Annotated in this window: 24 protein-coding genes, 1 tRNA gene and 1 pseudogene; 9 read left to right on the forward strand and 17 right to left on the reverse strand. The window is 56.3% G+C overall.

Going from position 1 to position 20,074, the window contains the following annotated elements; genetic code table 11:
- The coding region (locus ACP5EL_RS03940) for a hypothetical protein (protein ID WP_428401164.1) at positions 1-203 on the reverse strand (203 nt) is incomplete at its 3' end.
- 236 nt (positions 204-439) lie between these two features.
- Between ACP5EL_RS03940 and ACP5EL_RS03945 the strand changes: the two genes are divergently transcribed.
- Positions 440-2,059: a hypothetical protein gene (locus tag ACP5EL_RS03945; protein ID WP_428401165.1), complete on the forward strand. Its 1,620-nt coding sequence runs from the start codon at positions 440-442 to the stop codon at positions 2,057-2,059.
- Here the strand turns inward: ACP5EL_RS03945 and ACP5EL_RS03950 are convergent, their stop codons facing one another.
- From ACP5EL_RS03950 to ACP5EL_RS03980, 7 genes and pseudogenes are all read right to left on the reverse strand, one after another.
- Positions 2,060-2,974 carry an ATP-grasp domain-containing protein gene (locus ACP5EL_RS03950; RefSeq protein WP_428401166.1) on the reverse strand — a complete coding sequence of 305 codons (915 nt, stop codon included), beginning with the start codon at positions 2,972-2,974 and terminating at the stop codon, positions 2,060-2,062.
- A 36-nt stretch (positions 2,975-3,010) separates the two neighbouring features.
- Positions 3,011-4,432 carry a proline--tRNA ligase gene (proS, locus tag ACP5EL_RS03955; protein WP_428401167.1) on the reverse strand — a complete coding sequence of 474 codons (1,422 nt, stop codon included), beginning with the start codon at positions 4,430-4,432 and terminating at the stop codon, positions 3,011-3,013.
- Positions 4,432-5,052 (reverse strand): stage II sporulation protein M, encoded by a 621-nt coding sequence (locus tag ACP5EL_RS03960; protein WP_428401168.1) that lies wholly within the window; start codon positions 5,050-5,052, stop codon positions 4,432-4,434. Before ACP5EL_RS03960 ends, proS begins: the two co-directional genes overlap by 1 nt.
- 84 nt (positions 5,053-5,136) lie before the next feature.
- Positions 5,137-5,754: a LysE family transporter gene (locus tag ACP5EL_RS03965; RefSeq protein WP_428401169.1), complete on the reverse strand. Its 618-nt coding sequence runs from the start codon at positions 5,752-5,754 to the stop codon at positions 5,137-5,139.
- A 215-nt stretch (positions 5,755-5,969) separates the two neighbouring features.
- Positions 5,970-6,041: transfer RNA gene (locus ACP5EL_RS03970), tRNA-Ala, on the reverse strand.
- Positions 6,042-6,122: 81 nt separating this feature from the next.
- Entirely contained in the window at positions 6,123-6,902 is a 780-nt protein-coding gene (locus ACP5EL_RS03975; protein ID WP_428401170.1) for a glycosyltransferase, read from the reverse strand.
- 37 nt (positions 6,903-6,939) lie between these two features.
- A pseudogene (locus ACP5EL_RS03980) lies at positions 6,940-7,662 on the reverse strand (UbiA prenyltransferase family protein); the annotation flags it as partial.
- 204 nt (positions 7,663-7,866) lie between these two features.
- On the opposite strand from ACP5EL_RS03980, the gene ACP5EL_RS03985 reads away from it, so the two are divergent.
- Positions 7,867-8,127, forward strand: a complete 261-nt coding sequence (locus tag ACP5EL_RS03985; protein ID WP_428401171.1) for a hypothetical protein — start codon at positions 7,867-7,869, stop codon at positions 8,125-8,127.
- A gap of 80 nt (positions 8,128-8,207) precedes the next feature.
- Here ACP5EL_RS03985 and ACP5EL_RS03990 read toward each other — a convergent pair whose 3' ends face one another.
- Entirely contained in the window at positions 8,208-8,690 is a 483-nt protein-coding gene (locus ACP5EL_RS03990; protein ID WP_428401172.1) for a DUF134 domain-containing protein, read from the reverse strand.
- A gap of 148 nt (positions 8,691-8,838) precedes the next feature.
- Between ACP5EL_RS03990 and ACP5EL_RS03995 the strand changes: the two genes are divergently transcribed.
- Positions 8,839-9,171, forward strand: a complete 333-nt coding sequence (locus tag ACP5EL_RS03995) for a DUF5320 domain-containing protein (protein WP_428401173.1) — start codon at positions 8,839-8,841, stop codon at positions 9,169-9,171.
- 86 nt (positions 9,172-9,257) lie between these two features.
- Here the strand turns inward: ACP5EL_RS03995 and ACP5EL_RS04000 are convergent, their stop codons facing one another.
- Entirely contained in the window at positions 9,258-10,742 is a 1,485-nt protein-coding gene (locus tag ACP5EL_RS04000) for a cobyric acid synthase (RefSeq protein WP_428401174.1), read from the reverse strand.
- A 133-nt stretch (positions 10,743-10,875) separates the two neighbouring features.
- On the opposite strand from ACP5EL_RS04000, the gene ACP5EL_RS04005 reads away from it, so the two are divergent.
- The 3 genes from ACP5EL_RS04005 to ACP5EL_RS04015 all read left to right on the forward strand — a co-directional run bounded on the left by ACP5EL_RS04005 (position 10,876) and on the right by ACP5EL_RS04015 (position 12,546).
- Positions 10,876-11,055, forward strand: a complete 180-nt coding sequence (locus tag ACP5EL_RS04005; protein ID WP_428401175.1) for a hypothetical protein — start codon at positions 10,876-10,878, stop codon at positions 11,053-11,055.
- A gap of 173 nt (positions 11,056-11,228) precedes the next feature.
- Positions 11,229-11,834, forward strand: a complete 606-nt coding sequence (locus ACP5EL_RS04010) for a hypothetical protein (protein WP_428401176.1) — start codon at positions 11,229-11,231, stop codon at positions 11,832-11,834.
- Positions 11,835-11,982: 148 nt separating this feature from the next.
- Complete coding sequence (locus ACP5EL_RS04015) at positions 11,983-12,546, forward strand: hypothetical protein (RefSeq protein ID WP_428401177.1); 564 nt, start codon at positions 11,983-11,985, stop codon at positions 12,544-12,546.
- Positions 12,547-12,552: 6 nt separating this feature from the next.
- On the opposite strand, the gene ACP5EL_RS04020 is transcribed toward ACP5EL_RS04015, so the two are convergent.
- The 3 genes from ACP5EL_RS04020 to ACP5EL_RS04030 all read right to left on the reverse strand — a co-directional run bounded on the left by ACP5EL_RS04020 (position 12,553) and on the right by ACP5EL_RS04030 (position 14,496).
- Positions 12,553-13,476, reverse strand: a complete 924-nt coding sequence (locus ACP5EL_RS04020) for a ribose 1,5-bisphosphate isomerase (protein ID WP_428401178.1) — start codon at positions 13,474-13,476, stop codon at positions 12,553-12,555.
- 26 nt (positions 13,477-13,502) lie between these two features.
- Positions 13,503-13,988, reverse strand: a complete 486-nt coding sequence (locus ACP5EL_RS04025; protein WP_428401179.1) for a flavodoxin family protein — start codon at positions 13,986-13,988, stop codon at positions 13,503-13,505.
- 148 nt (positions 13,989-14,136) lie between these two features.
- Positions 14,137-14,496, reverse strand: a complete 360-nt coding sequence (locus ACP5EL_RS04030; protein WP_428401180.1) for a cyclophilin-like fold protein — start codon at positions 14,494-14,496, stop codon at positions 14,137-14,139.
- A 138-nt stretch (positions 14,497-14,634) separates the two neighbouring features.
- Between ACP5EL_RS04030 and ACP5EL_RS04035 the strand changes: the two genes are divergently transcribed.
- Entirely contained in the window at positions 14,635-14,829 is a 195-nt protein-coding gene (locus ACP5EL_RS04035) for a DUF433 domain-containing protein (RefSeq protein WP_428401181.1), read from the forward strand.
- 58 nt (positions 14,830-14,887) lie between these two features.
- Here the strand turns inward: ACP5EL_RS04035 and ACP5EL_RS04040 are convergent, their stop codons facing one another.
- From ACP5EL_RS04040 to ACP5EL_RS04055, 4 genes are all read right to left on the reverse strand, one after another.
- Complete coding sequence (locus ACP5EL_RS04040; protein WP_428401182.1) at positions 14,888-15,343, reverse strand: ester cyclase; 456 nt, start codon at positions 15,341-15,343, stop codon at positions 14,888-14,890.
- A 295-nt stretch (positions 15,344-15,638) separates the two neighbouring features.
- Positions 15,639-16,517, reverse strand: a complete 879-nt coding sequence (argB, locus tag ACP5EL_RS04045; protein WP_428401183.1) for an acetylglutamate kinase — start codon at positions 16,515-16,517, stop codon at positions 15,639-15,641.
- A 60-nt stretch (positions 16,518-16,577) separates the two neighbouring features.
- On the reverse strand, positions 16,578-18,287 hold the full coding sequence (oadA, locus tag ACP5EL_RS04050; protein WP_428401184.1) for a sodium-extruding oxaloacetate decarboxylase subunit alpha: 1,710 nt from the start codon (positions 18,285-18,287) through the stop codon (positions 16,578-16,580).
- A gap of 21 nt (positions 18,288-18,308) precedes the next feature.
- Positions 18,309-18,581, reverse strand: a complete 273-nt coding sequence (locus tag ACP5EL_RS04055) for a sugar-specific transcriptional regulator TrmB (RefSeq protein WP_428401185.1) — start codon at positions 18,579-18,581, stop codon at positions 18,309-18,311.
- Between the two features lie 561 nt (positions 18,582-19,142).
- Here ACP5EL_RS04055 and ACP5EL_RS04060 point away from each other — a divergent pair.
- The gene (locus ACP5EL_RS04060) at positions 19,143-19,550 is read left to right on the forward strand and encodes a DUF1699 family protein (RefSeq protein WP_428401186.1); all 408 of its coding nucleotides are present in this window, start codon (positions 19,143-19,145) and stop codon (positions 19,548-19,550) included.
- Positions 19,551-19,935: 385 nt separating this feature from the next.
- On the forward strand, positions 19,936-20,074 hold a 139-nt coding region (locus tag ACP5EL_RS04065; protein ID WP_428401187.1), incomplete at its 3' end, for a DUF1699 family protein.

Here is a 20,074-nt window from a genome sequence, read left to right on the forward strand (position 1 = left end):
GGCTTTATGAGCCTGAACCTAATTAAATCCCTCTGAAAACTGAAGATCTTATCAGTGGATACGCCGACGCGGGCCTCCGGCCTCCCTCCCGCCGCCCGCGGGTCGAGGGCGCCCGAGGATCGGTCGGCCTGGTAGATGGGCGGCGTGGATTCAGGACGGCTGGGAGGGATGCGCACGATCGGCGCGGCGTCGTTTTCGGCCACCTTCTGGCGAGCCTAGTTTTTTGATGGTGAAATGTCAGAGAAAGCATGCAGGTGATTTAGATTTCAAAATCAACATGGAAGTGACTCCCTGTCATGGATCTTATTAGCAGCGGTCAGATTTTTAATTTTTCTTATACTTCAGGTTAATAAAACTCAGATCAGACCCACAGATCAGATTCATTTCCACGAGTTATACAATCAGAGTTATAAAGCATGAGGTAAGATCCACATCGGATATGTTTGGTATAATGATATTGGAATCAAGCCCAATAACGCATGAATTGAATATATATAGAAGAAATAGAATATGTAATCGATTTCCAGATCTAGTTGAAAGTGATACTAATTATTTAGATTTATTGAGATATGTTGATAATATTCCTGAGAAATTTTTCAATCAAAGTGTATTCGATGGATTTTTAAAATATCTCAATGAATTAAAACGTACTGACTCTGAAATATTAGAAATTATACTAAAAGAATATGAAGGATCGTTCTCGTTGGCTTTTAGAACGCTTGCAGAAATTAATGCTTTGACCATTCATGATTTCAAATTGAAAGCTACTTCACCATCTGATAGATACGCCCTAATGCAATTCTGCATCGAGTACATTAACCCAAATTATTTAAAAATTATTGAAGCTGCTTACGCAAATTTAATCCTCCCAATGGCTGCCTACAGACGCTTCAAAAATCACTTAGGAATGGAAAAATTTGACGTGTTCCAACGTGTTGACGAACTAAAACAAATGATGGAATACACATATATTTCGAATTGCTACAATAACACAATTAGAAATGGCATCGCCCACGGTAATGTTAGACTTTCAGATGATGAACTTATTTATGAAGATAGAAAGAGGAAAGTGTGCCGGTCTCCGAGGGATATTATAAATCTTTTCGATGAAACGATGGATATTTGTAACGGTTTGGCTTTAGCACTAAGAATATTTTATATAAATAATTCCGAATTTATTAATGATTGTGAAATTATTGTTCCCAACCAACTTATTTTAGAAAAATTGCAATCTGAAATTGACGCCCCAGGATGGTCGATAAAAGCATGCATTCCATCGGATACGTCATTCAATAAGAGAACGCAATTAATAATATTAGTTAAATATTGTGTAAATGATCCTCTAAAAATAGATTATCATCTGTTGCGTTCGGCAATATTTGCTGAGAGATTCTATCCCGGTTATGAGCGGTATTTCTTTGGATTGGATTCAAATTCGATTTCTAGCTGGGCATCATTTTATGGAACGGAACTAGAAAAGCGAAGAATAAATGAAGAAAATCTAATTGAGAATTATAATGGCGTATATGAAACTAAAGTGATATTTTATAAATATAATTTTTTGCCAAGGGTAATTTTTAAAATATCAACATTTATCTCCGTTGCGAGGGTTGTCTTTCCACTCAAATTGTATGAAGTTAAGGCTGGTCGCAATGAATTGCTAATCTCGGTAAGAAGTACTGAACTACATAATATTAAATATTCCACAATAATAAACGCTATTGTTGTGATAGAATCAAACTCAGATAAAACTATACGTGATCTGATTAAGGGAAATTGCAATAAAATTGCGCATGCCGCCATTAAAGAAGCACGCCGCAGTTCGCATATATTAAAAATATCAAAATATTTGATTGTAGGCCGCCTATACATTAAGATCTTTGTGAACGATTACAGAACTAGAAAACTTGATAATTCGGGCCTAATACCTGATTTACTTTGCACACTGGAGATCAATAAATTGGATCATATTAGAAGGGTAGATATTGCAGGCGGAATTCCTGAGATCGTCGGAAATTATAGGATCGTTTGGAATAAAAGAGCTGATTTCAAAACCTGATCAAAAATCCAACTCCCCTTTCCTGAACTCGCATTCCCCCTCCACCGCCACCCTCTCCGGCAGCGTCGCAAACCTCGCCCTCAGGATGAGGTCAGCCAGCTCCTCGCGCATCACCTTTGATATCCCCACGATGGAGGTGGTGGGCCGGGGGTTCACGTCCACGACCCGGGGGAGGTCGCCGACGACGAGGTCGATCCCGGCGTAACCGTGGAGGTCGAGGGCTCGGGCCGCCATCTTTGCGGCTTTCAGGATCTCCTCCTCCCGATCCGAGTGGCGGGGGACGATCCCGCCCTGGTACTCGAAGCCCGCCTCGACGGAGACGAGCTGCTTGTTCACGGTCAGGGGGAGGACCCGGTCGCCGGAGGCGATGAGGCTCACGCTGAGGGCCTCGCCCTCGTGATACTTCGTAGCTATCCGATCGCCCAAGTTTTCTGGCAATTCGTCGAGAAGCTCCATCCCCTCGGAGCCGCAGCCGAACCGGGGCTTCAGGACGAAGGGGCCATCGCCGGGGTCGTTGGGGTCCGCGATCTCGACGACGGGAACGCCCTCCTCCTGGAGGCGCCGGGTGCAGGCGAGCTTGTCGGCGGAGAGCCTTGCAGCGGCGGGGGAGCAGCCAAGGTTGATCGTGTTGCCGTCTTCAAGGAGTTCCAAAAATCCGGGCAAAAGCTCGTCGGGAGCGATCACGAGGCCCGCGGTTGCTTCTAAGTACTCGAGGAGATCCTCGAAATCCTCCTCGCCATTGATGTAAAAGCCCTCTCCTGCACCGATGGCGGGGTCCACAGCCATCGGGTAGATGACCTTGTGGCCGAGCCGCTCGAAGCTTCGGGCGAGGATCGAGAGCATCGCCCTCCCCTCCACCGCGTAGGTCCCCGGCAGTCCCGTGGCGACGGCGTACTCGGCGATCAGGATCTTCATGATCTCCTCTCCTGCTTGGGATATCTGGTTGATATCTCAGTACTGCCGCGCGAGAAGGGCGCACTTCTCGGTATTCGCGCCGCAGACGATGCAGCTTCCCTGGTAGGTCTCTTCAGAGCGCCAGGGCTCGCCGAGGACTGCGGCGCCGACCTCGTCCTCGATCCTGTGGCCGCACTCCTCCGAGCCGCACCATCCGACCTGGGCCACCCCGGCCTGTGTCTGCTCCCTCGCCTCCTCCAGCGTCTGGCAGTCCTTAAACTTGCTATCGAGGAAGGCCTGGGCCTTGGCCAGCATCGCCTGGTGGAGGTCGGCGGCCTCGTCTTCGATCGTCTCTTTCAGGTCGTCCAGGGGCACGGTCAGCTTTTTGCCGTCGCGCCTTGCCAGGACCGCGACCCCGTTCTTGATGTCCCTTGGCCCGATCTCGATTCTGATGGGGACCCCTTTCAGCTCCCACTTGTAGAACTTGGCCCCGGGCCTCTCGTCGCTCTCATCGATGGCGACCCTCATCCCGGCGGCGGCGAGTTCGGCTTTGATATTACGGCAGACCTCCAGGGTCGCCTCCTTCTCCTTGAAGAGGATGGGGACTACGACCACCTGGACCGGGGCCACCGACCAGGGCAGGACCAGCCCGCCGTCGTCGCCGTGGACGGAGATCAGAGCGGCGATGCACCTCTCGGAGACGCCGTAACAGGTCTGGTTTGCAAACTCTTGCTCGCCAGCCTCGTTCTCGAAGGTGATGTCGTAGGTAGTGGCGAAGTTCGTCCCCAGGAGGTGAGCAGTCCCGATCTGGAGCGTCCTTCCGTCCGGCATCACCGTGTCCAGGGCGATGGAGTAGTCGGAGCCGGGAAACTTGTCCCAGGAGGGGCGCTTGGCGAAGAGGAAGGGTATGGCCAGGCGCCGGTAGAACTCGGCGTAGATGGTGAGGGCAGCTTCCACCTGCTCTGCCGCCTCCTCCCAGGAAGCGTGGACGGTGTGGGCCTCCTTGAAGGAGGTGATCTCCCGCAGCCTTATAAGAGGGCGGGTGTGCTTCGTCTCGTAGCGGAAGGTGTTCACGATCTGGTAGATCTTGAGGGGCAGGTCGGCGTGACTTCTCACCCAGAGCTTGAAGATGGGGTAGATCGCCGTCTCGCTGGTGGGACGCAAGGCCAGCTTTATGTCCAGGGGGCTGGTTCCGCCGTGGGTCACCCAGTAGACCTCCTCCTCGAAACCCTTGATGTGCTCGGCCTCCTTCATGAACTCCGTCTCCGGGATGAGGAGGGGAAACTGAGTCTCCTGGTGGTCGGGGTCCAGAAGCTCTCTCATCAGGTCGTAGACGTTCCTTTTTAGGGCGAAGCCCGAGGGATACCAGACGCACATACCCTTGACGGGGTAGCGAACGTCGATGATCTCCCCGGCCTTCAAAAGCTCGTGATACCATTCGCTGAAGTTTTCTTTCTTCGGTAGTTTGGACTCGGTCATCAGATCACCGGAGATGATTGTAAATCCGCAACTGGCGGGACGAAAGGCTGTATGAGAACGGGAGTTATGAAGGTCTCGATCACGGCCGCTATGAATAGGAGGAGGACGACCCACCGGAGGAGCCTTATCGCAGACCTCAGCTCGCCCTCCAGCTCGCTGTTCCCTCCCAGGAGCGTTCTGATCATGAGATGGCCGAGCCGAAACCCGACGCCGATGCAGACCAGGACCGTCGGAAGCTCGATTATCCCGTGGGGCAGTATCGCGACGATCACGAAGGCGAGACCTCCGATCGAGATCGCCTGGTGGACGACCAGCCCCACCACCAGTCCGTTCATGATCACTACGATGAAGGGGACGATCCCGAAGCCCACCCCCAGGAGCATGGCCATCATTGATGCGAAGAAGTTGTTCAGAAATATGGCCATCATCATTTTGGGAGGCGAGAGGTTCAGGATCCACTGCAGCTTCTCCGCCACGTCACCGACGTAGGCCGCCGCCAGCTCGGGGCGCTGAAGTGAGACGAAGAACCCGAGGGCTGCCGTTGCACAGAAGAGGCCGACGGACAGTAGTATGTAGGGTCGGATCGTCTTGAGGTAGGCAGCATCTTCTTTCCAGTTCAAGCGAGACCTCCTCCCCACTCACCCTCCCACATCGTATAAGATTCTGGCGATTTTGCAGGAACCCGGCCGCGGCTCAAAATCGTGCTAGCCGGACCATGCTCCGGTCAGGTAGTGGGCACCGAAGAGGACGAGAAAGCCTCCGCAGAGGGCGAGGGTCCTCCTGTAGTTCGTCTCGGAGAGGAGGGTCCTTCCTCGGTCCAGGCTCGTCGAGACGAGGGTGTACCAGCCGAAGTCTGCGCCCCAGTGGCCGATCATGAATATCATGGCGAGGACGAGCCCCTCCCGAAGCTCCGCCAGAACCAGGGCCGACCCGACGGATAGCCACCATATCCAGAAGTAGGGGTTTGCGGCGCTGGTCAGGGCTCCCGCCAGGTAGGGATTTGAGGTCGCGCCCTCCGGAGATATCTTCATGGTGGCGGTCTTGCTCCCCTTCAATGTGAGAAGGCCGAAGAGGATCAGGGCCGACCCGCCGACGGCGGCGACGATGTCGGTCTGCTCCTCTGCCACTGCGGCCAGCCCCTCGACGATGAGAAGGAAGATCAACACCTCGGCGAGGGCGTGGCCCGCGGCCACCTTCGGCCCCACCGTCCACCCCCTCTGAAGGGACGAGTTTATGGTGGCCACCAGGGTCGGGCCGGGAGCCAGAGCTCCGGTGAGCCCGATGGTGAAGGCCAAAATCAGGGTCTCTATCGCCCCAAGCATATCCGTCTTCCAGCACTTCTATGGTATCTGAACCTTTCGACCTGGATCTGACGGACCGGATCTGAGTGAAGGGGATTCGATCCCGCCTCTTTCGGTTTGGATCAAAGCTGGACCAAACCGGTTCAGAAATAGATCATTTGATCCAAAGAGGTCGAAATGGGTGGTGAGGAACGGTTGCAAAGATGTGGCATCTGATAAAAGACGGAAAACGCCTATGGACCGGTCGGGATTTGAACCCGAGGCCTCTACCATGCCAAGGTAGCGATCTACCCCTGATCTACCGGCCCGCTGGGCGGGGCATACGCAGACCTATCAAATAAAGATGTCGGTACCCCGCCGCAGAGTGACGAGTTTGGATGAGCCTGCTGCTATCTCTTCAGGGTGGACTGGACCGTCTCCACCGCCGATACTATGCCCCTTCCCCAGCGGATCCCGTTCAGGATGTCTTTGACCGTCATCTCCTCCACATTGGGGTAGTTAAGAAGCTTCTCGTAGTCCTTTGTGACGGCGTAGTTGTAATGGCCGTAGGCCACCGTCACGCCGTAGGTGAGGAGCTTGTGAGCCCGGCGGGAGGAGGTGTAGACCGCCTGGTCGGGATCGTAGACGGCATCGGCCCTGATCTTGAAGAGCTTCATCGAGAGGTCGTAGTCGTCGAGGAGAGATATCTCCCGGTGGCCGCCCGCCCGCCGGTACATCTCGCTTCTCATGGCCATATTTGAGCCGATCATGTAGCAGAAGTTGAAGGCGTTCAGAAGCCGATAAGAGCTCCGCCAGGCCCGCAGAATCTCGGCTCTGAGATCACCTCCCCGGAATATCACCGGACCCGTGCTAGCCTCGTGTTGCTCCAGGTTTCGGCTTATGACCTCAAGCCATCCCCGGGGAAAGGCGGTGTCGGCGTCGGTGAAGGCCAGTATCCGGCCGGAGGCGATCCTGGCTCCGTCCCTCCTGGCGCCGCCGATCCCGGGGTGAGTCTGTATGATCACCCTCTGCGCGTACTCCTCGGCGATCTCGACGGTACCGTCATCTGAGCCCCCATCGACTACTATGATCTCGTAGCTCTCTTTTTCCAGGGATTGGCTGGAGAGGGACCTCAGGGTCGCCTCTATCTGTTCTTCCTCGTTCAGCGCTGGAATGATGACCGATATCATTCGACATACCTCTGACCGAATAGGTCGGATAGGCCACCAGATAAAGGGCCGAAACCGCCGCCGTCGCCAGGGAGATCGAGTATAGGCGGGCCGCCGCGAAGATGAATACGAGGGAGAGGACCGCAAGCCCCCCCAGCATCAAGAGCCCGCCCTTCTGTCCTATCCTCGTAACGGTGGTAGTGGTCGACCCCAGATCCTCCTCGTAATCCACTATCTGATGGGCTATCAGGGCTTCGCAGCCGAGAATAAAGCAGAGGAGAGATATCAAGATTATCCCCCGGGAGAGTTCCCCTCCGCAGAGGAGGAACCCGGAGAGGAAGGGCAGGGCCCCGAACATCAGGCCGTGGCTGACCGCATCCGCCAGGTAACGCTCCTTGAGCCGGATGTGGCTTGCGGAGTAGGCGGTCAAGAGCAATAGGTTGATCACGACGAAGAGGGCGCCCAGAGGGTCCAGCTGGATGGAGAGGACGAGGGGGATCGTGACCAGGCCGGACATGAGAAAGATGACTCCCCCTTCGCCGACCCTTCCTGCGGCCAGGGGATTTGTCCCTGACTGCACTTTGAGGCGGTGTTGCCTGTCGATCTCGGCGTCAAAGTAGTTGTTTACGACGAAGGCGTAGCTTATGAGGCAGATATACGCCATCAAGACGAGGGCCGTCTGGTCTGGCCCACCTCCGGCCAGATAGGCCCCTGCCAGCGGAAATAGCGGATAGAACTTGATCCAGTCTTTGACTCTAAGCATTCTCAGGTAATCGATCATCTCTTGTCTCTCTCCCCGGTTGAGAAGACCGAATCTCCTTTCACCCTTATCTACCTTTTCGAATCCTGCTGATCCGTCTTGGTCTCTTCTTTCGGCTCCGGCCGGGATCGTTCGGTCAGTCCTTTCATCCTGGTAAAAATTTTTATAATAGCAAATCCGGAATGAGACGAGGACTACCTGCAAGCAGTCGGCCCCTCTGGTGGCATGACCGACGCCATCTACTCCGAGTACGGATCGGCCTTCGAGGAGTTCATGGCCGGCCCTCCAGGAGGGCGAAATCTGTTCTTCTATCCGGCCTACCTCATCGACTTTCTGGAGAACAAATCAGGGCCTGCAGCGGCGAACTGCAGCCTCTGCTCTCCCGCCTTCGAGGTCTTCATGAACCAGAGCGGCGAGAATCTGAGCGGCAGAGGTCGGCTTAATCTCTCCTCTTACCCCGATTATTTGGGCCGGGTTTTGGGCTGAGAGACCAACCAGACCGCGATAGAATCATGACCGTCGCCCAAAAGCTTCATCTGACGAGATCTTCGCCCTTCAGTCTAATCTTATGTCTCACCTTCAGCTGGTCTTTTTTCTGTCTCTTCTTTCAGAGCTTTCATCCTCGATCTGACGCTGCTCAGCCTCTCTTCGATGACCAGCATCTCCCTCTCCAGGAGATGAACTTGGTCCTCCGTCGAAGCCGATCCCTCCGGTTTTTCTCCTGGGGACGCCTTCGAGCCCGGGGCGGCCTCTCTGAGGAGGTAGCTCCCGCCCTCGATCCTTATCCCAAGGCCGTAGACCAGGGCCGAGGCGACCTTCTTTCTTCCGCTCCGCAGATCGTTCCAGAAGGCCTTGCGGGAGATCCCCATGTAAAGGGCAGCCTCCTGTTGCTGCAGATCTAGAAGGTCCACCAGGCGTATCGCCTCCAGCTCTTCCAGGGTGATCTTGACCTCCTCGCCCTTCTTTTCCCCCTCCGGCTCAAAGCGCCTAGTTTCTGGGACCTCCGTGATCCAGCGCTGGCCCCTCCGTCTGCCTCTGCCCGGGCTCATAAAATGCTCGTATCTGGGACTTTGTATATGAGGCTTATTCGGATATTTCAGAAATGTTTAAATATTATGTCTCATAAGAGACTTATTTGGTCGTGCCGGCGGAAGCTCGCCGCGGCCGTCCTACAAAAAGTGTGAGGTGAAAGATAATATGCCAGGTGGAGATAGAACCGGTCCGGCTGGGTTTGGACCCCGAACCGGCAGGGGCATGGGATACTGCTCGGGCTTTGACGCCCCAGGATATTTCAACGCTGGCTTTGGCAGGCCCTTTGGGGCTGGCAGAGGCGGTGGGCGAGGCAGGGGTGGAGGTGGAGGTCGATGCATTCGCTTCTGGCCTCCAATGCCTGTTGCCGCCTTTGGCCCCTACCCACCAGCCCCCTCCCCCGAGGTGGAGGTGGCTGATCTGGAGGGGATGGCCGAGAGCCTCGAAGCCCAGCTGAAGAGCATAAAGGCCAGGATAGAGGAGCTGACGTCCGAGAAGTGACCCCCTCTTGCAAGGCCTATATGCTCACTTTTCTTATTTTCGATCTGCTATGTTCGCTTTATTCTGATCCATTTTACTTTACTATGCTATTTCCCTTGTAGCCGCCGTTTCTCCGGCTCAAGGTCTATCATATTCCAGATCTTCTCCATATCTAGGTACCTCTCGGTGGCAGAGGCCAGCTCGTCGTATCCATCGCCAGCCAGGACCGATCCCCTGACCAGCTTCTTCTCGCGGTAGAGGTGGTCCAGAAAGGCATCCCTGAAGTTCTGGTTCTGGAATATGCCATGAAGGTATGTTCCTATGATGAGCCCATCAGCGCTCACGGCACCGTCATCCCCGAAGGCCGGGGGGTCCTGAGTGGTCGTCATCCCCATATGGATCTCGTAGCCATAGACCCTCTCCCCCTTTATCGGCCCCAGGATCGGGCCGTCGCCGGTCACCGTCTTCTCCACCTGGACGGTCCTCTTCTCATACCGATCGAACCGGGTCTCCAGGTCCAGAAGGCCCAAGCCCGGCATCGAGGCGGTGGTATTCTCGATCCCCTGGTCGACGATGCTCTTTCCCAGGATCTGGTAGCCGCCACAGATCCCCAGGATGGGGATGCCCTCGTTCCGGAGGGCCAGGATCTCCCGGTCGGTCCCCCTCCGCCTCATCTCCTCCATGTCCGCGACGGTGTTCTTCGTTCCGGGGATGATGACGGCGTCGGGCCTTCCGAGGGGCTGGCCAGGGCTCGCGTACCGGACTATTACCTCCCGCTCCAGAGGCTCGAAGTCGGTGAAGTTCGATATTCTGGGAAGCCTGATTACGGCTATCTCGACCCTCTCGCCGCCATCGTCGCCTCCCCTCTTGTCCCCCAGGGAGACGGAGTCCTCTGAAGGAAGGTCGAGGTCGAGGTAAGGCATGACGCCGAGGACGGGAACACCGGTCAGCTCCTCCAGCATATCGAGGCCGGGCTCCAGTATCGCCGGGTCGCCCCGGAACTTGTTGATCACGAGCCCACGGACGAGCTGCCTTATATCAGGCGGGAGGAGCTTCACCGTCCCGTATAGGCTGGCAAAGACCCCGCCCCTCTCGATATCCCCCACCAGGATGATGGGGGCACGAAGCTTCGAGGCGACGTAGATGTTGGCGATATCCCGATCGTAGAGGTTGATCTCTGCCCCGCCGCCAGCCCCCTCGACGACGACGTAATCATAATCGCAAGAGAGCTTCTCGATGGCCCGGTCGACCACCGTCTTCAATCCATCGATCTCCCGGTAGTACTCCTCTGCGGACTTGTCAGCCCTGGGCACGCCGAAGACGATCACCTGGCTGGTCCTATCGCCCTTGGGCTTGAGGAGGATCGGGTTCATCAGCTCCGTCGGCTCGATTCCCGAGGCCCAGGCCTGGACCGCCTGGGCGATCCCCATCTCCTTGCCTTCGGAGGTGACCCAGGAGTTGAGGCTCATGTTCTGAGACTTGAAGGGAGCCACCTTAAGCCCCCGATTTTTGAGGATCCTGCATAGGGCGGCGACGATGGTGCTCTTTCCGGAGTGGGAGGTGGTTCCGAGGACCACGATGAATCGCGTCATGTCCTCTCCGAGAGGGATGGGCAAGTTTATTTGTCTTTTGGAAGGGGTGTTGATCTATCCCCTGGTCGCCCTGACTGGCAGCCAGTCGAGTACGCCTTTGGGGTGAGGGCAGAGAGGGGCGGTTTGAGGGAGCATGTCTCTCCTCGGCTACGTCACCGTAATCAGCGGGAGCTTGACGGTGACAGACCCCGTCCAGAGCGGGTTTGCGATATCCCAAGCGACTGGGATTTACCCGATTTACTGCGTCATCGACTCTGCGAATGGACTGAAAGCCCTCTACATCGACCTCCCGCCAGAAGATCCGGCGGTCTGAGCTCGGCCATGAAAAGCTTAATTAACGGTTAGACGAAATTGGTGTTCGTGGTAGCGGGGTGAAAATGCTGCCCATTTGTGGAGTGGGATAAAAATGACCGAGGTTTTAGCTTGAAGCTTAGACATATTGCTCTATATTTGATCCTCTCAATCTCCCTCATATCAGGCCTTTGCATGGCAGAAGACGGCAACGTATCGACGAGCGACGGAGATATAGAACCGATGGCGTCCGCGGAGCCGACGGAGCCCGCGACCTCCGAGGCGGAGACGGCATCCCCAGATGCGGCCGCCCCTGAGCTCGGAGGAACATGGATCTTGAACACCGGGGACGGCCAGATCTCGATGGTCATCTACCAGTCGGAGGATCTCCTCTTCGGCGCCGCCAACTCCGAGACGCCGAAGCCGTGGAACGGCGTGGTCTCGGGCTTGGTGTACGGGAACGAACTCGAACTTCAGATCCTCTCCCTCCAGGACGGCGTCCTGGTCTCGATGCTGATCGCCGGGACTGCGGCAGAAGGCTCCATAACGGGGACCCTCGTCCAGTCCGATAGTCAGGGCAAGGTGAACAAGGAAAGCGTCATGGGCTTTCTGACCAGCCCCGATACCTCGGGGTACGAGCCCGTCGATGTGCCGACCGCCGCGATGACCGCTGCCACGGTGACGCCGACCCCAGAGATCGCCGCAACGACGGAGGAGGAGACTAACGAGGACGGCAGGAAGAAACCCGTAGATGTGGTCACTTTAAAGGATACCATACCATACTCTCCCTTTGAGATCTGAAGTTGCGACTGCCTCGAGGGGTCGACGCAACTTTCAGCTTATTTTTGATCAAAAGCCCATATTTTATTGCCGCCTTATCTCGATGGCCATCCTCGGCGGCCGCATCCTATCCGAAAGGACTTTAATCACGATCAACCTATAAAAGACTATGAAACAGATTTTGCTGGTTCTTCTGTTGTTGTTGCTGGCTGGCCTGGCCGAGGGGTCGGTCTTCTTCAAGATCGTGGAGGTCCCGACCGTCTACGTGAGTCCCGAGGGTGAAGCTGGCTTCACGGTATTCGTCGAGAACCTGGGAAGCGAGAGCACCTACGCGGGCCTCAAGTTCAGGAACATCCCCGAGGGCCTCTCCATAGCTGGCCCCCGCTGCACCAAATGGGTCGACTCCGGGACGACCAGGGAGTTCGACTGTCAGCTCAAGGTGGGGGCGGGGGACATTTCGCCGGGAAGCTACACCTTTGAAGTGGGGATCGTGGCCACAGGCGCTCCGCCGGAGTGGACCCCGGTCGAGGTGATCGTGAGCGACGATGCCGCCTTGAGGGCAGACCAGGCCGAAGGCGCCGGTTCTGCCGAGCCGGAGGAGTATCCGGCATGCCCCATATCGAGGGAAGTCGGGGGGACGGAGGAGGAAGAGGCGACTCCGGGATTTGGGATCGGGACCGCCCTGGGGGCGGCGGCCCTGCTGCTGATATCAGGAAGGATCAGGAGACGGTAGGAGGGATCATAGAATCCGGCCCTCCATCTCCCAGCCCAGCATCTCCTTTATTACCAGGTAGCTCATCTCCGGCGGGATCGCCCCCACCTCGGTGCAGATGACGTCGATATACTGATGGGGGGTGACGTCGAAGGCTGGGTTTCTCACCCGGACGTGCTTCAGATCCGATATCTCGGGGTAGACCTCCTCAGCGGCCCTCATCTCGATGGGGACGAGCTCGCCCATCAGAGTCTCGGGGCTGAACTTGTAGGTCTCCGCCGCCACCATGAAGCTCGTCCTAGCCTCGTGAGCGGCGAGGGCGATCGCGGCGGTCCCGATCTTGTTGACCAGGGAGCCGCTCGCGGTTATCACGTCCGCGCCGACGATCACCTGATCGACCTCGTTGATGACCGTTCTCACCGCCGAGTCGACGACCAGCTCTGTCTCGATCCCCCAGTCGTCCAGGGCCTTTATCGTCAGATGGCCCTGAAACCTGGGCCGCGACTCGGTGGCGATGACTTTGATCTCCTTGCCCGAGTCGAAGGCGGTCTTGATGATGGAGAGGGCGACCGAAGAGTTGCAGTGGGTGAGGATCGTGTCGCCCTCCCGGACCCTCCGGGACCCGATCTCGCCGATCCGCTCGACGGCCAGAAGCGACCGTTCGACGAAGTCGTCGGCGTTCTTGGCGAGAGACCTTCGGGCCGACTCCAGGTCCTCTCCCCCGTAGCGCATCACCATCCTGATGGCGTTGGATAGCGACACCGCCGTCGGCCTCGTATTGAGGAGGATCTCGGCGGCCCGGCCCACCTCGGCGCGGAACTCCTCGATCCCCAGGGGCTCGATGGATAGGGCGAACTCCTTCAGCGCCCCGGCCGCCGCCCTTCCGATGAGGGCGGCGCCCCGGATCTCCATCGATCTGATCTTCTCGGCCGTATCCAGCAGATCGTTCATTGGGCGGATCATGTGGTGACTTCCCATCAGGCCGAGGCGATGGATTTCGCGAATTTTGCCACCCGTTCGCCGAGCTTTCGGCAGGCGATCAGCGCCCCGGCGTCCGGTGCCCCCACGGCGACAGCGCCGTAGTGGCCGCCGGTCTCCAGGGGGTCGCCGACGATGATCATCCCGTGGATCAGCATCGCCTCGATGATGGAGATCAGGGTGGTCTCATTTCCGCCCGAGAGGCTCCCCGAGGAGGTGAAGGCCGCGCCGACCTTGCTCTCCAGCTTGCCCCGGATCCGGACCGACCTGTCGATGAAGCTCTTCATCTCGCCGGAGAGGGACCCAAAGTAGGTGGGTGCTCCCAAGACGATCCCGTCGGCGGCCGTCATCTCCTCCAGGGTCGCCTCTTCGACCTTCTTCAAAACCACGTCTGCTCCACCGTTCTTCGCCCCCTCAGCCACGGCCTCTGCCATCTTGGCGGTGTTCCCGCTTCGAGAATGATAAACTACCAGCACCTTTGACATCTCATCCACCTCAGTTTATTCTCAACTCTGAACTCTACTCGAATCGACTCGGATTATATCTTCTGGCTTTCACTCTTAAAGTTCCTTTGATCAAAATCCACCTCCCACCGGCTGCGACTCAGCGGCTCACCGCTCGTCCTCACAACTCTCAAGGCTCGCCTCTCCTCAGAATGATCCGGTCGCCCTCCTCGACCCCGAGAAAGATATCCAGCCCCCGAACCACCTTTCCGATGTGGTTTACCGCCGAGTAGGGCTGCGACCCGCCGAAGAAGATGCAGAAGGCCGATCCCGGCGTCCAGTAGGAGACGTCGCCAGCCTCCGACACTGGCGAGGGGTTTTCGTCGGCGAGGCCAAAAGGCAGGCCGAAGTAGACCTCCTCCTGCCACACTTGCGCCCTCGCCTCCAGGGGGAGCCTCTCGAGTATTTCCCGGGCGGTCCGCGGGTTTCGGTAGTCGATCTCCACCAGGGCCTCGCCCTTACCCTCCACCACGATCTTGATGAACGTCATGCTATGACACCTCCGTTTGCTCGTTTTCTCTCTTTGTCTGGGGATAGTATGATCCGAAGAGCGACTTAACCTTTCCCGCAGTTTAAACCCATTTATTTAGATAAGATGACGATCCAATAGCTCCGTAGGTGATATGAGATGATCTGGCAAGATCGCATCGTCATCGATCCTGCGATCCTAGCGGGCAAGCCCGTGATCAAAGGCACGCGTCTCGCCGTCGAGTTCGTCATCGGCCTTCTCGCTCAGGGGTGGTCGGAGTCTGAAATACTGAGAAACTATCCTGGCCTGACTCACGAAGAGTTCCAGGCCTGTCTCAGCTATGCGAGAGAGTAATCTGATAGAACGGTTTTGATACCCGTTACATATCATGAGCAGTCTTAGTTCTAGCCGATTATGAAATTGCCTCTGAAAAGAGCTTCTTTCCTTTTTCTGTGAATTCGATGACGCCCAGCTGTTTGAGGAAATCCAGCTCGTCGTCGACCTCCCATCCCTCCGCAAGCTTGCCGTCGGCTATGCGCCAGATGAAGACCATCATCATCTCCACCTTCTTGCCGGTAGGGGGCAGTGAGACTCCGAAAAGATTCCATTCGCCAGTATGAGTCCCCGTGGCCTCGATCCGGACCCAGACCTTATCCCCTTCAGCGATGATATCCTCAATATTCTCATGCCAATCGGGGAAGCCTTCGAAGGCCAGGGCGAAGAGCCGCTTAAAGCTTTCCAGGCCCCGCTGTTGATGGGCGTGATCGACGTAATCGGGCGCCACCAGCTCGTCAAACTGATCCAGGTTCCGATTATTATAGGCTTCAATGAACCTGCGAACAACCGCCTTATTCTCTTCCGACGACATGGCAAATCACTTCTTATTAAATTCTTCTTTCTTAATACATAAGAATTGTTGTCTGCAAGATTTTCTCGCGATTCGACAGCTGCCCCATCGCGCCATTCTCCAACAACATAATTTTGATGTTGTGGGCCCTGGAACACAAGATAGAGCAAAAGACGTTTCGAAAATCCTGGTGGTGAGATTCTGACCTCGGAAAGCCCGACCCTTGATCGAAGTGAGTATCGTACCAGGAGCAGGCTGGGAAAGGGAGAGAGCAGAAGAGTTGACCGGCAATAAATATATCCGATCGAGAGGGTGCTCATCCCCTCTCGATCATCGTCCCGACGCCGCCGTCGGTGAAGAGCTCCAGAAGGAGGGCGTGGGGCCTTCTCCCATCGACGATGTGGGCCGACTGGACCCCGCCCTCCACGGCCCGCACGCAGGCCTCCACCTTGGGGATCATCCCGCCGGTGATCACCTTGTCGTGGACCAACCTGCTGAAGTCGGAGATCTTGAAGCTGGATATGACGCTGTTGGAGTCCTCGGGATTGAGCTTCACCCCCTCGACGTCGGTCACCGAGATCAGCTTTTTAGCGCCCAGGGCGATGGCGATAACGCCGGCGGCGGTGTCGGCGTTGACGTTCAGGTTGTTCCCCTCGCCGTCGACGGCGATGGGCGAAATGATCGGGATGTACCCCTTCCCGGCGGTGATCATGATGATCTCGGGGTTCACCCTCACCACCTCGCCGACCCAGCCCAGGTCGATGGGCAGCTCCTCTCCCTCGATCAGGATCGGCTCCTTCTTCCTCGCGACGATCAGCTGGCCGTCTTTGCCTGAGAGGCCGATCCCCTTGCCCCCGTGCTTTCCGATGAGGGTGACCAGGCCTGAGTTGATGTTTCCGACGAGAACCATCCTCGCGATCTCCAGCGTCTCCTCGTCGGTTACCCGGAGGCCTCCCACGAAGACCGACTTCTTGCCGAACCGGGCCATCTTCTCAGAGATCTCGGGGCCGCCACCGTGGACGACGACCGGATGGATCCCTACGTACCGGAGGAGGACGAGATCCTGGACGAAGGTGTCCAGAACCTCCCTGTCGCTCATGATCGATCCGCCTATCTTTATCACCATGATCGAGTCGTAGAACTCCCGGAGGTACGGGAGAGCCTCGATGAGCACCTGTTCCCTTTTGACCGACATCCGCAGATCCTTCCCTTTTTCTTTCCCTCTACTTCTCTGGGGCAAATTTGGCAGACGATCTCAGTCGATGGACATCAATATGTCGCCCGGCGAGACCGTCGACCCGACCTCGGCGTAGATCTCCTCTACGACTCCGTCCTTGTTGGCGCAGACGTCGTTCTCCATCTTCATCGCCTCGAGAACGGCGACGGCGTCTCCCTTGGAGACCCGGTCCCCTTTGCCCACCAGGTAGCGGATGATGACCCCCTGCATGGGGACGGTGACCCCGTCTTTGGGAGCCTTCGGCTCCGCCGCCTCGATGGAGATCCCCGCCGGCGCGACCTTCACCAGGTAGGCCTCGCCGTCCACCTCCACGTTGAAGGCCGCGGGCTTTCTACCGATGGTGATGGCAGCCTGGGACTCTGTGGGCGTGGCCTTCTTGAGAGGCTCCTCCTTCACCTCCCCCTTCAGGAACTTCTCGGCCACCTGGGAGTAGAGGGCGTAGGTGAGGATGTCCTCCTCCTTTCTGATCAGGCCCTTCTCTTCCGCCTCTGCCTTCATCTTCTCGTACTCGGGAGGGATCAGGTCCGCGGGCCGGACGTCGATCGGCTCCTCATCCTCCAGGATCTCGGCCTTGATCTTGGGGTTTATCTCCGCGGGAGACCGTCCGTAGAGGCCCTTGACGTAGTCCTTCACCTCCTTGGGGACGGCCTTGTACCGCTCGCCGGTGAGGACGTTCAGAACGGCCTGGCTCCCCACGATCTGACTGGTGGGAGTGACCAGGGGCGGATATCCTAGGTCCTCCCTAACCCTGGGGATCTCGGCCAGAACCTCGTCGTACTTGTCCAGAGCCTTCTGCTCGATCAGCTGAGATACGAGGTTGGAGAGCATTCCGCCCGGTACCTGGTAGACGAGGACGTTGCTGTCCACCCGGGCGGAGATGGGGTTGAAGACGGGGGCGTAGACCTCCATCAGCTTCTCGAAGTACCTCTTTATCTCGGTCAAGAGCTTGAGGTCGAGGCCCGTATCGTAGGGGGTTCCCACCAGAGAGGCGACGATGCTCTCCGTGGGTGGATGAGACGACCCCCATCCCAGAGGAGATATGGCGGTGTCGAGGATGTCCACTCCCGCCTCGCAGGCGAAGATGAAGCTCATGGGGGCCATGCCGCTGGTGCAGTGGGAGTGGAGGCAGACGGGGACGTCCACCGCCTCTTTCATCGATGCGACCAGGTCGTAGGCGTCGTGGGGCAGGATCAGCCCCGCCATGTCCTTGATGCAGATGGAATCACAGCCGAGATCGGCGAGCTCCACCGCCATCGCTGTGAACTGCTCTATGGAGTGAACGGGACTCGTGGTGTAGCAGACGCTCCCCTGGACGTGGGCGTCGGTCTTTTTGGCGGCCTTGATGGCGACCAGCATGTTCCTTATGTCGTTTACGGCGTCGAATATCCGAAAGACGTCGACGCCATTTGTCGCCGCCTTTTCTACGAACTTCTCCACCACGTCGTCGGCGTAGTGGCGGTAGCCGACCAGATTCTGTCCCCGGAGGAGCATCTGCATGGGGGTGTTGGGCATGGCGAGCTTCAGGGCGCGAAGCCTCTCCCAGGGGTCCTCGTTCAGGTACCGGATGCAGGCGTCGAAGGTGGCACCTCCCCAAACCTCCATGGAGAAGAATCCCACCTGGTCGAGCTTCTCCGCTATCGGGAGCATGTCCCGTGTCCTCATCCTAGTGGCTAAAAGTGATTGATGAGCATCTCTAAAAACCGTCTCCGTAAGCCTTACTTTACTCATGAGATCAACCTTCCGAATACTTCAGATCATTTCGTGCTTTTCTAGCTCCCTCAAAACGTGATATCCCAGATCAGTGAGCATGTACTTCTTCCATGTATGTTTCTCGGGGGTTATGCACTCAACCAATTCCCGCTCTTCACACTCCTTTATGGCGCGGCTTATGTTCTGAATCGACCGATCTGTCATGTTAGCTACTTCTGATGCTTTAACCACTCTGGAATTTCTGATCGATCTCATCAGGAGAAGGCGCCTATCTACGCTGAGAACCCACCTCTCTATCTCGTCAACGTTCATAAGGATTACCAGTCCGGATCGTTTCTCCTAGGAGGGATTATTATAAGTTATTTAAAGTTGGTGGAGATGGTGAATTATAAAAAACTCTTCGTCCGGGGGCCTCCGCGGCATCGATGGAGATTGATGGGTCTTCTGATTCTGATTTTTCTATCCAGGCCGATATGCCGGAGATATCGGCCTCGTCCCCGCCCTCCGAGTCGAGTGGTTCCATCTTTTGCCCTAGGACTGAATTTGGCCCATGGTCAGAGCCGGGTAACCAAAAGTGTCAATTTTTCTTTCGAAGGGACCGTCGGACCCCCAGATGGAAAAGGATCGCGATCCAGTACATCGATCATATAAATGGTTGGGAAGGTCTGGGAAATTGTTATGCGAAGTCATATCGATGGCCTTCGCGTTAATGCCGCAAAATCTTCACCTGAAATGTCCATTACGGCCGTCTGGAAAGGGCGATTCGGTCGGCGTTTAAACGAGTTTTCAGCAGCAATATCTCGATCTGCACATTAGTGTGCGCCACAAGTGTCTATTAGTATTTTGTTTCCATCTCGCCGTTAGTGAAGATCCATGAGAGTTAGAGTTGTGAGTTCAAAAAATGAGATACCTGATCTGAACCCGAACGAGAGGATAGTCCATATGGCCTTCAGGGCCTCCAACGTGGACTTTCTGAATCTGATGAAGGTATGCCCAAGGCTCAGGGCGATCCAGGTCCCACCATCCTACCACAAGACGATGTCCAGGGCGATCCAGCTATTCTTGGAGATGCAGGGGATCGATCTCTTGGAGGGTGACGTTTGGGGTCACAGAAAGGATATCGACGAGTACTTCCTGGTAAACGATGAGACGATAGGCGAGATCGAGACCATGATCGCAAGCGGCGTCGGCATCGATGAGGCCGCAGACCAGATCATGAAGAAGACGAGGCTTGCGCCCGACCTGATCAAGTACATCGCGAGGTCCAAGATCACCGCCTGAAACCTCAGGCGGACCAGACCCCCCCCCTCAAGATCCAAATTAGGCCTTATCTTCTCTGGCCTGATCTTTCGCCTTCTCTATTCGAAGATTATATCCGGCGTCTATGGCTGGCGAGGGCGGGCCCCTCTTCGAAGCCGCATATCGCCTTTGGGGACGGGCCGAGAAAGGCTTTGAGAGTCAAATCTGCCACCGGATCTTTTTATCCAGCAAGATTGCGCTGGATATGGGTTATCTCTTCGGATAGATCGGACCTGAGACGTCCTGCGAGAAAAATCGGATGAAGGCCGTCGTCCTCGAAATCATGGTCAATATGGACGTTAGTATACAACACAATTAACTATTAATACTTAGATTTACATCCTAGTATTTGTTAAGGTGAATTGCCATGAGAATTAGAGTTGTGAGTTCAAAAGATGAGATCTCGGAGCTGAACCCGAACGAGAGGGTCGTCCACCTGGCCTTCAGGCCTTCGAACGTCGACTTCCTCGACCTGATGAGGAGCTGCCCGAGGCTCCGGGCCGTCC

The sequence above is a fragment of the Methanocrinis sp. genome (assembly GCF_049974945.1).
Taxonomy (GTDB): Archaea; Halobacteriota; Methanosarcinia; order Methanotrichales; family Methanotrichaceae; genus Methanocrinis.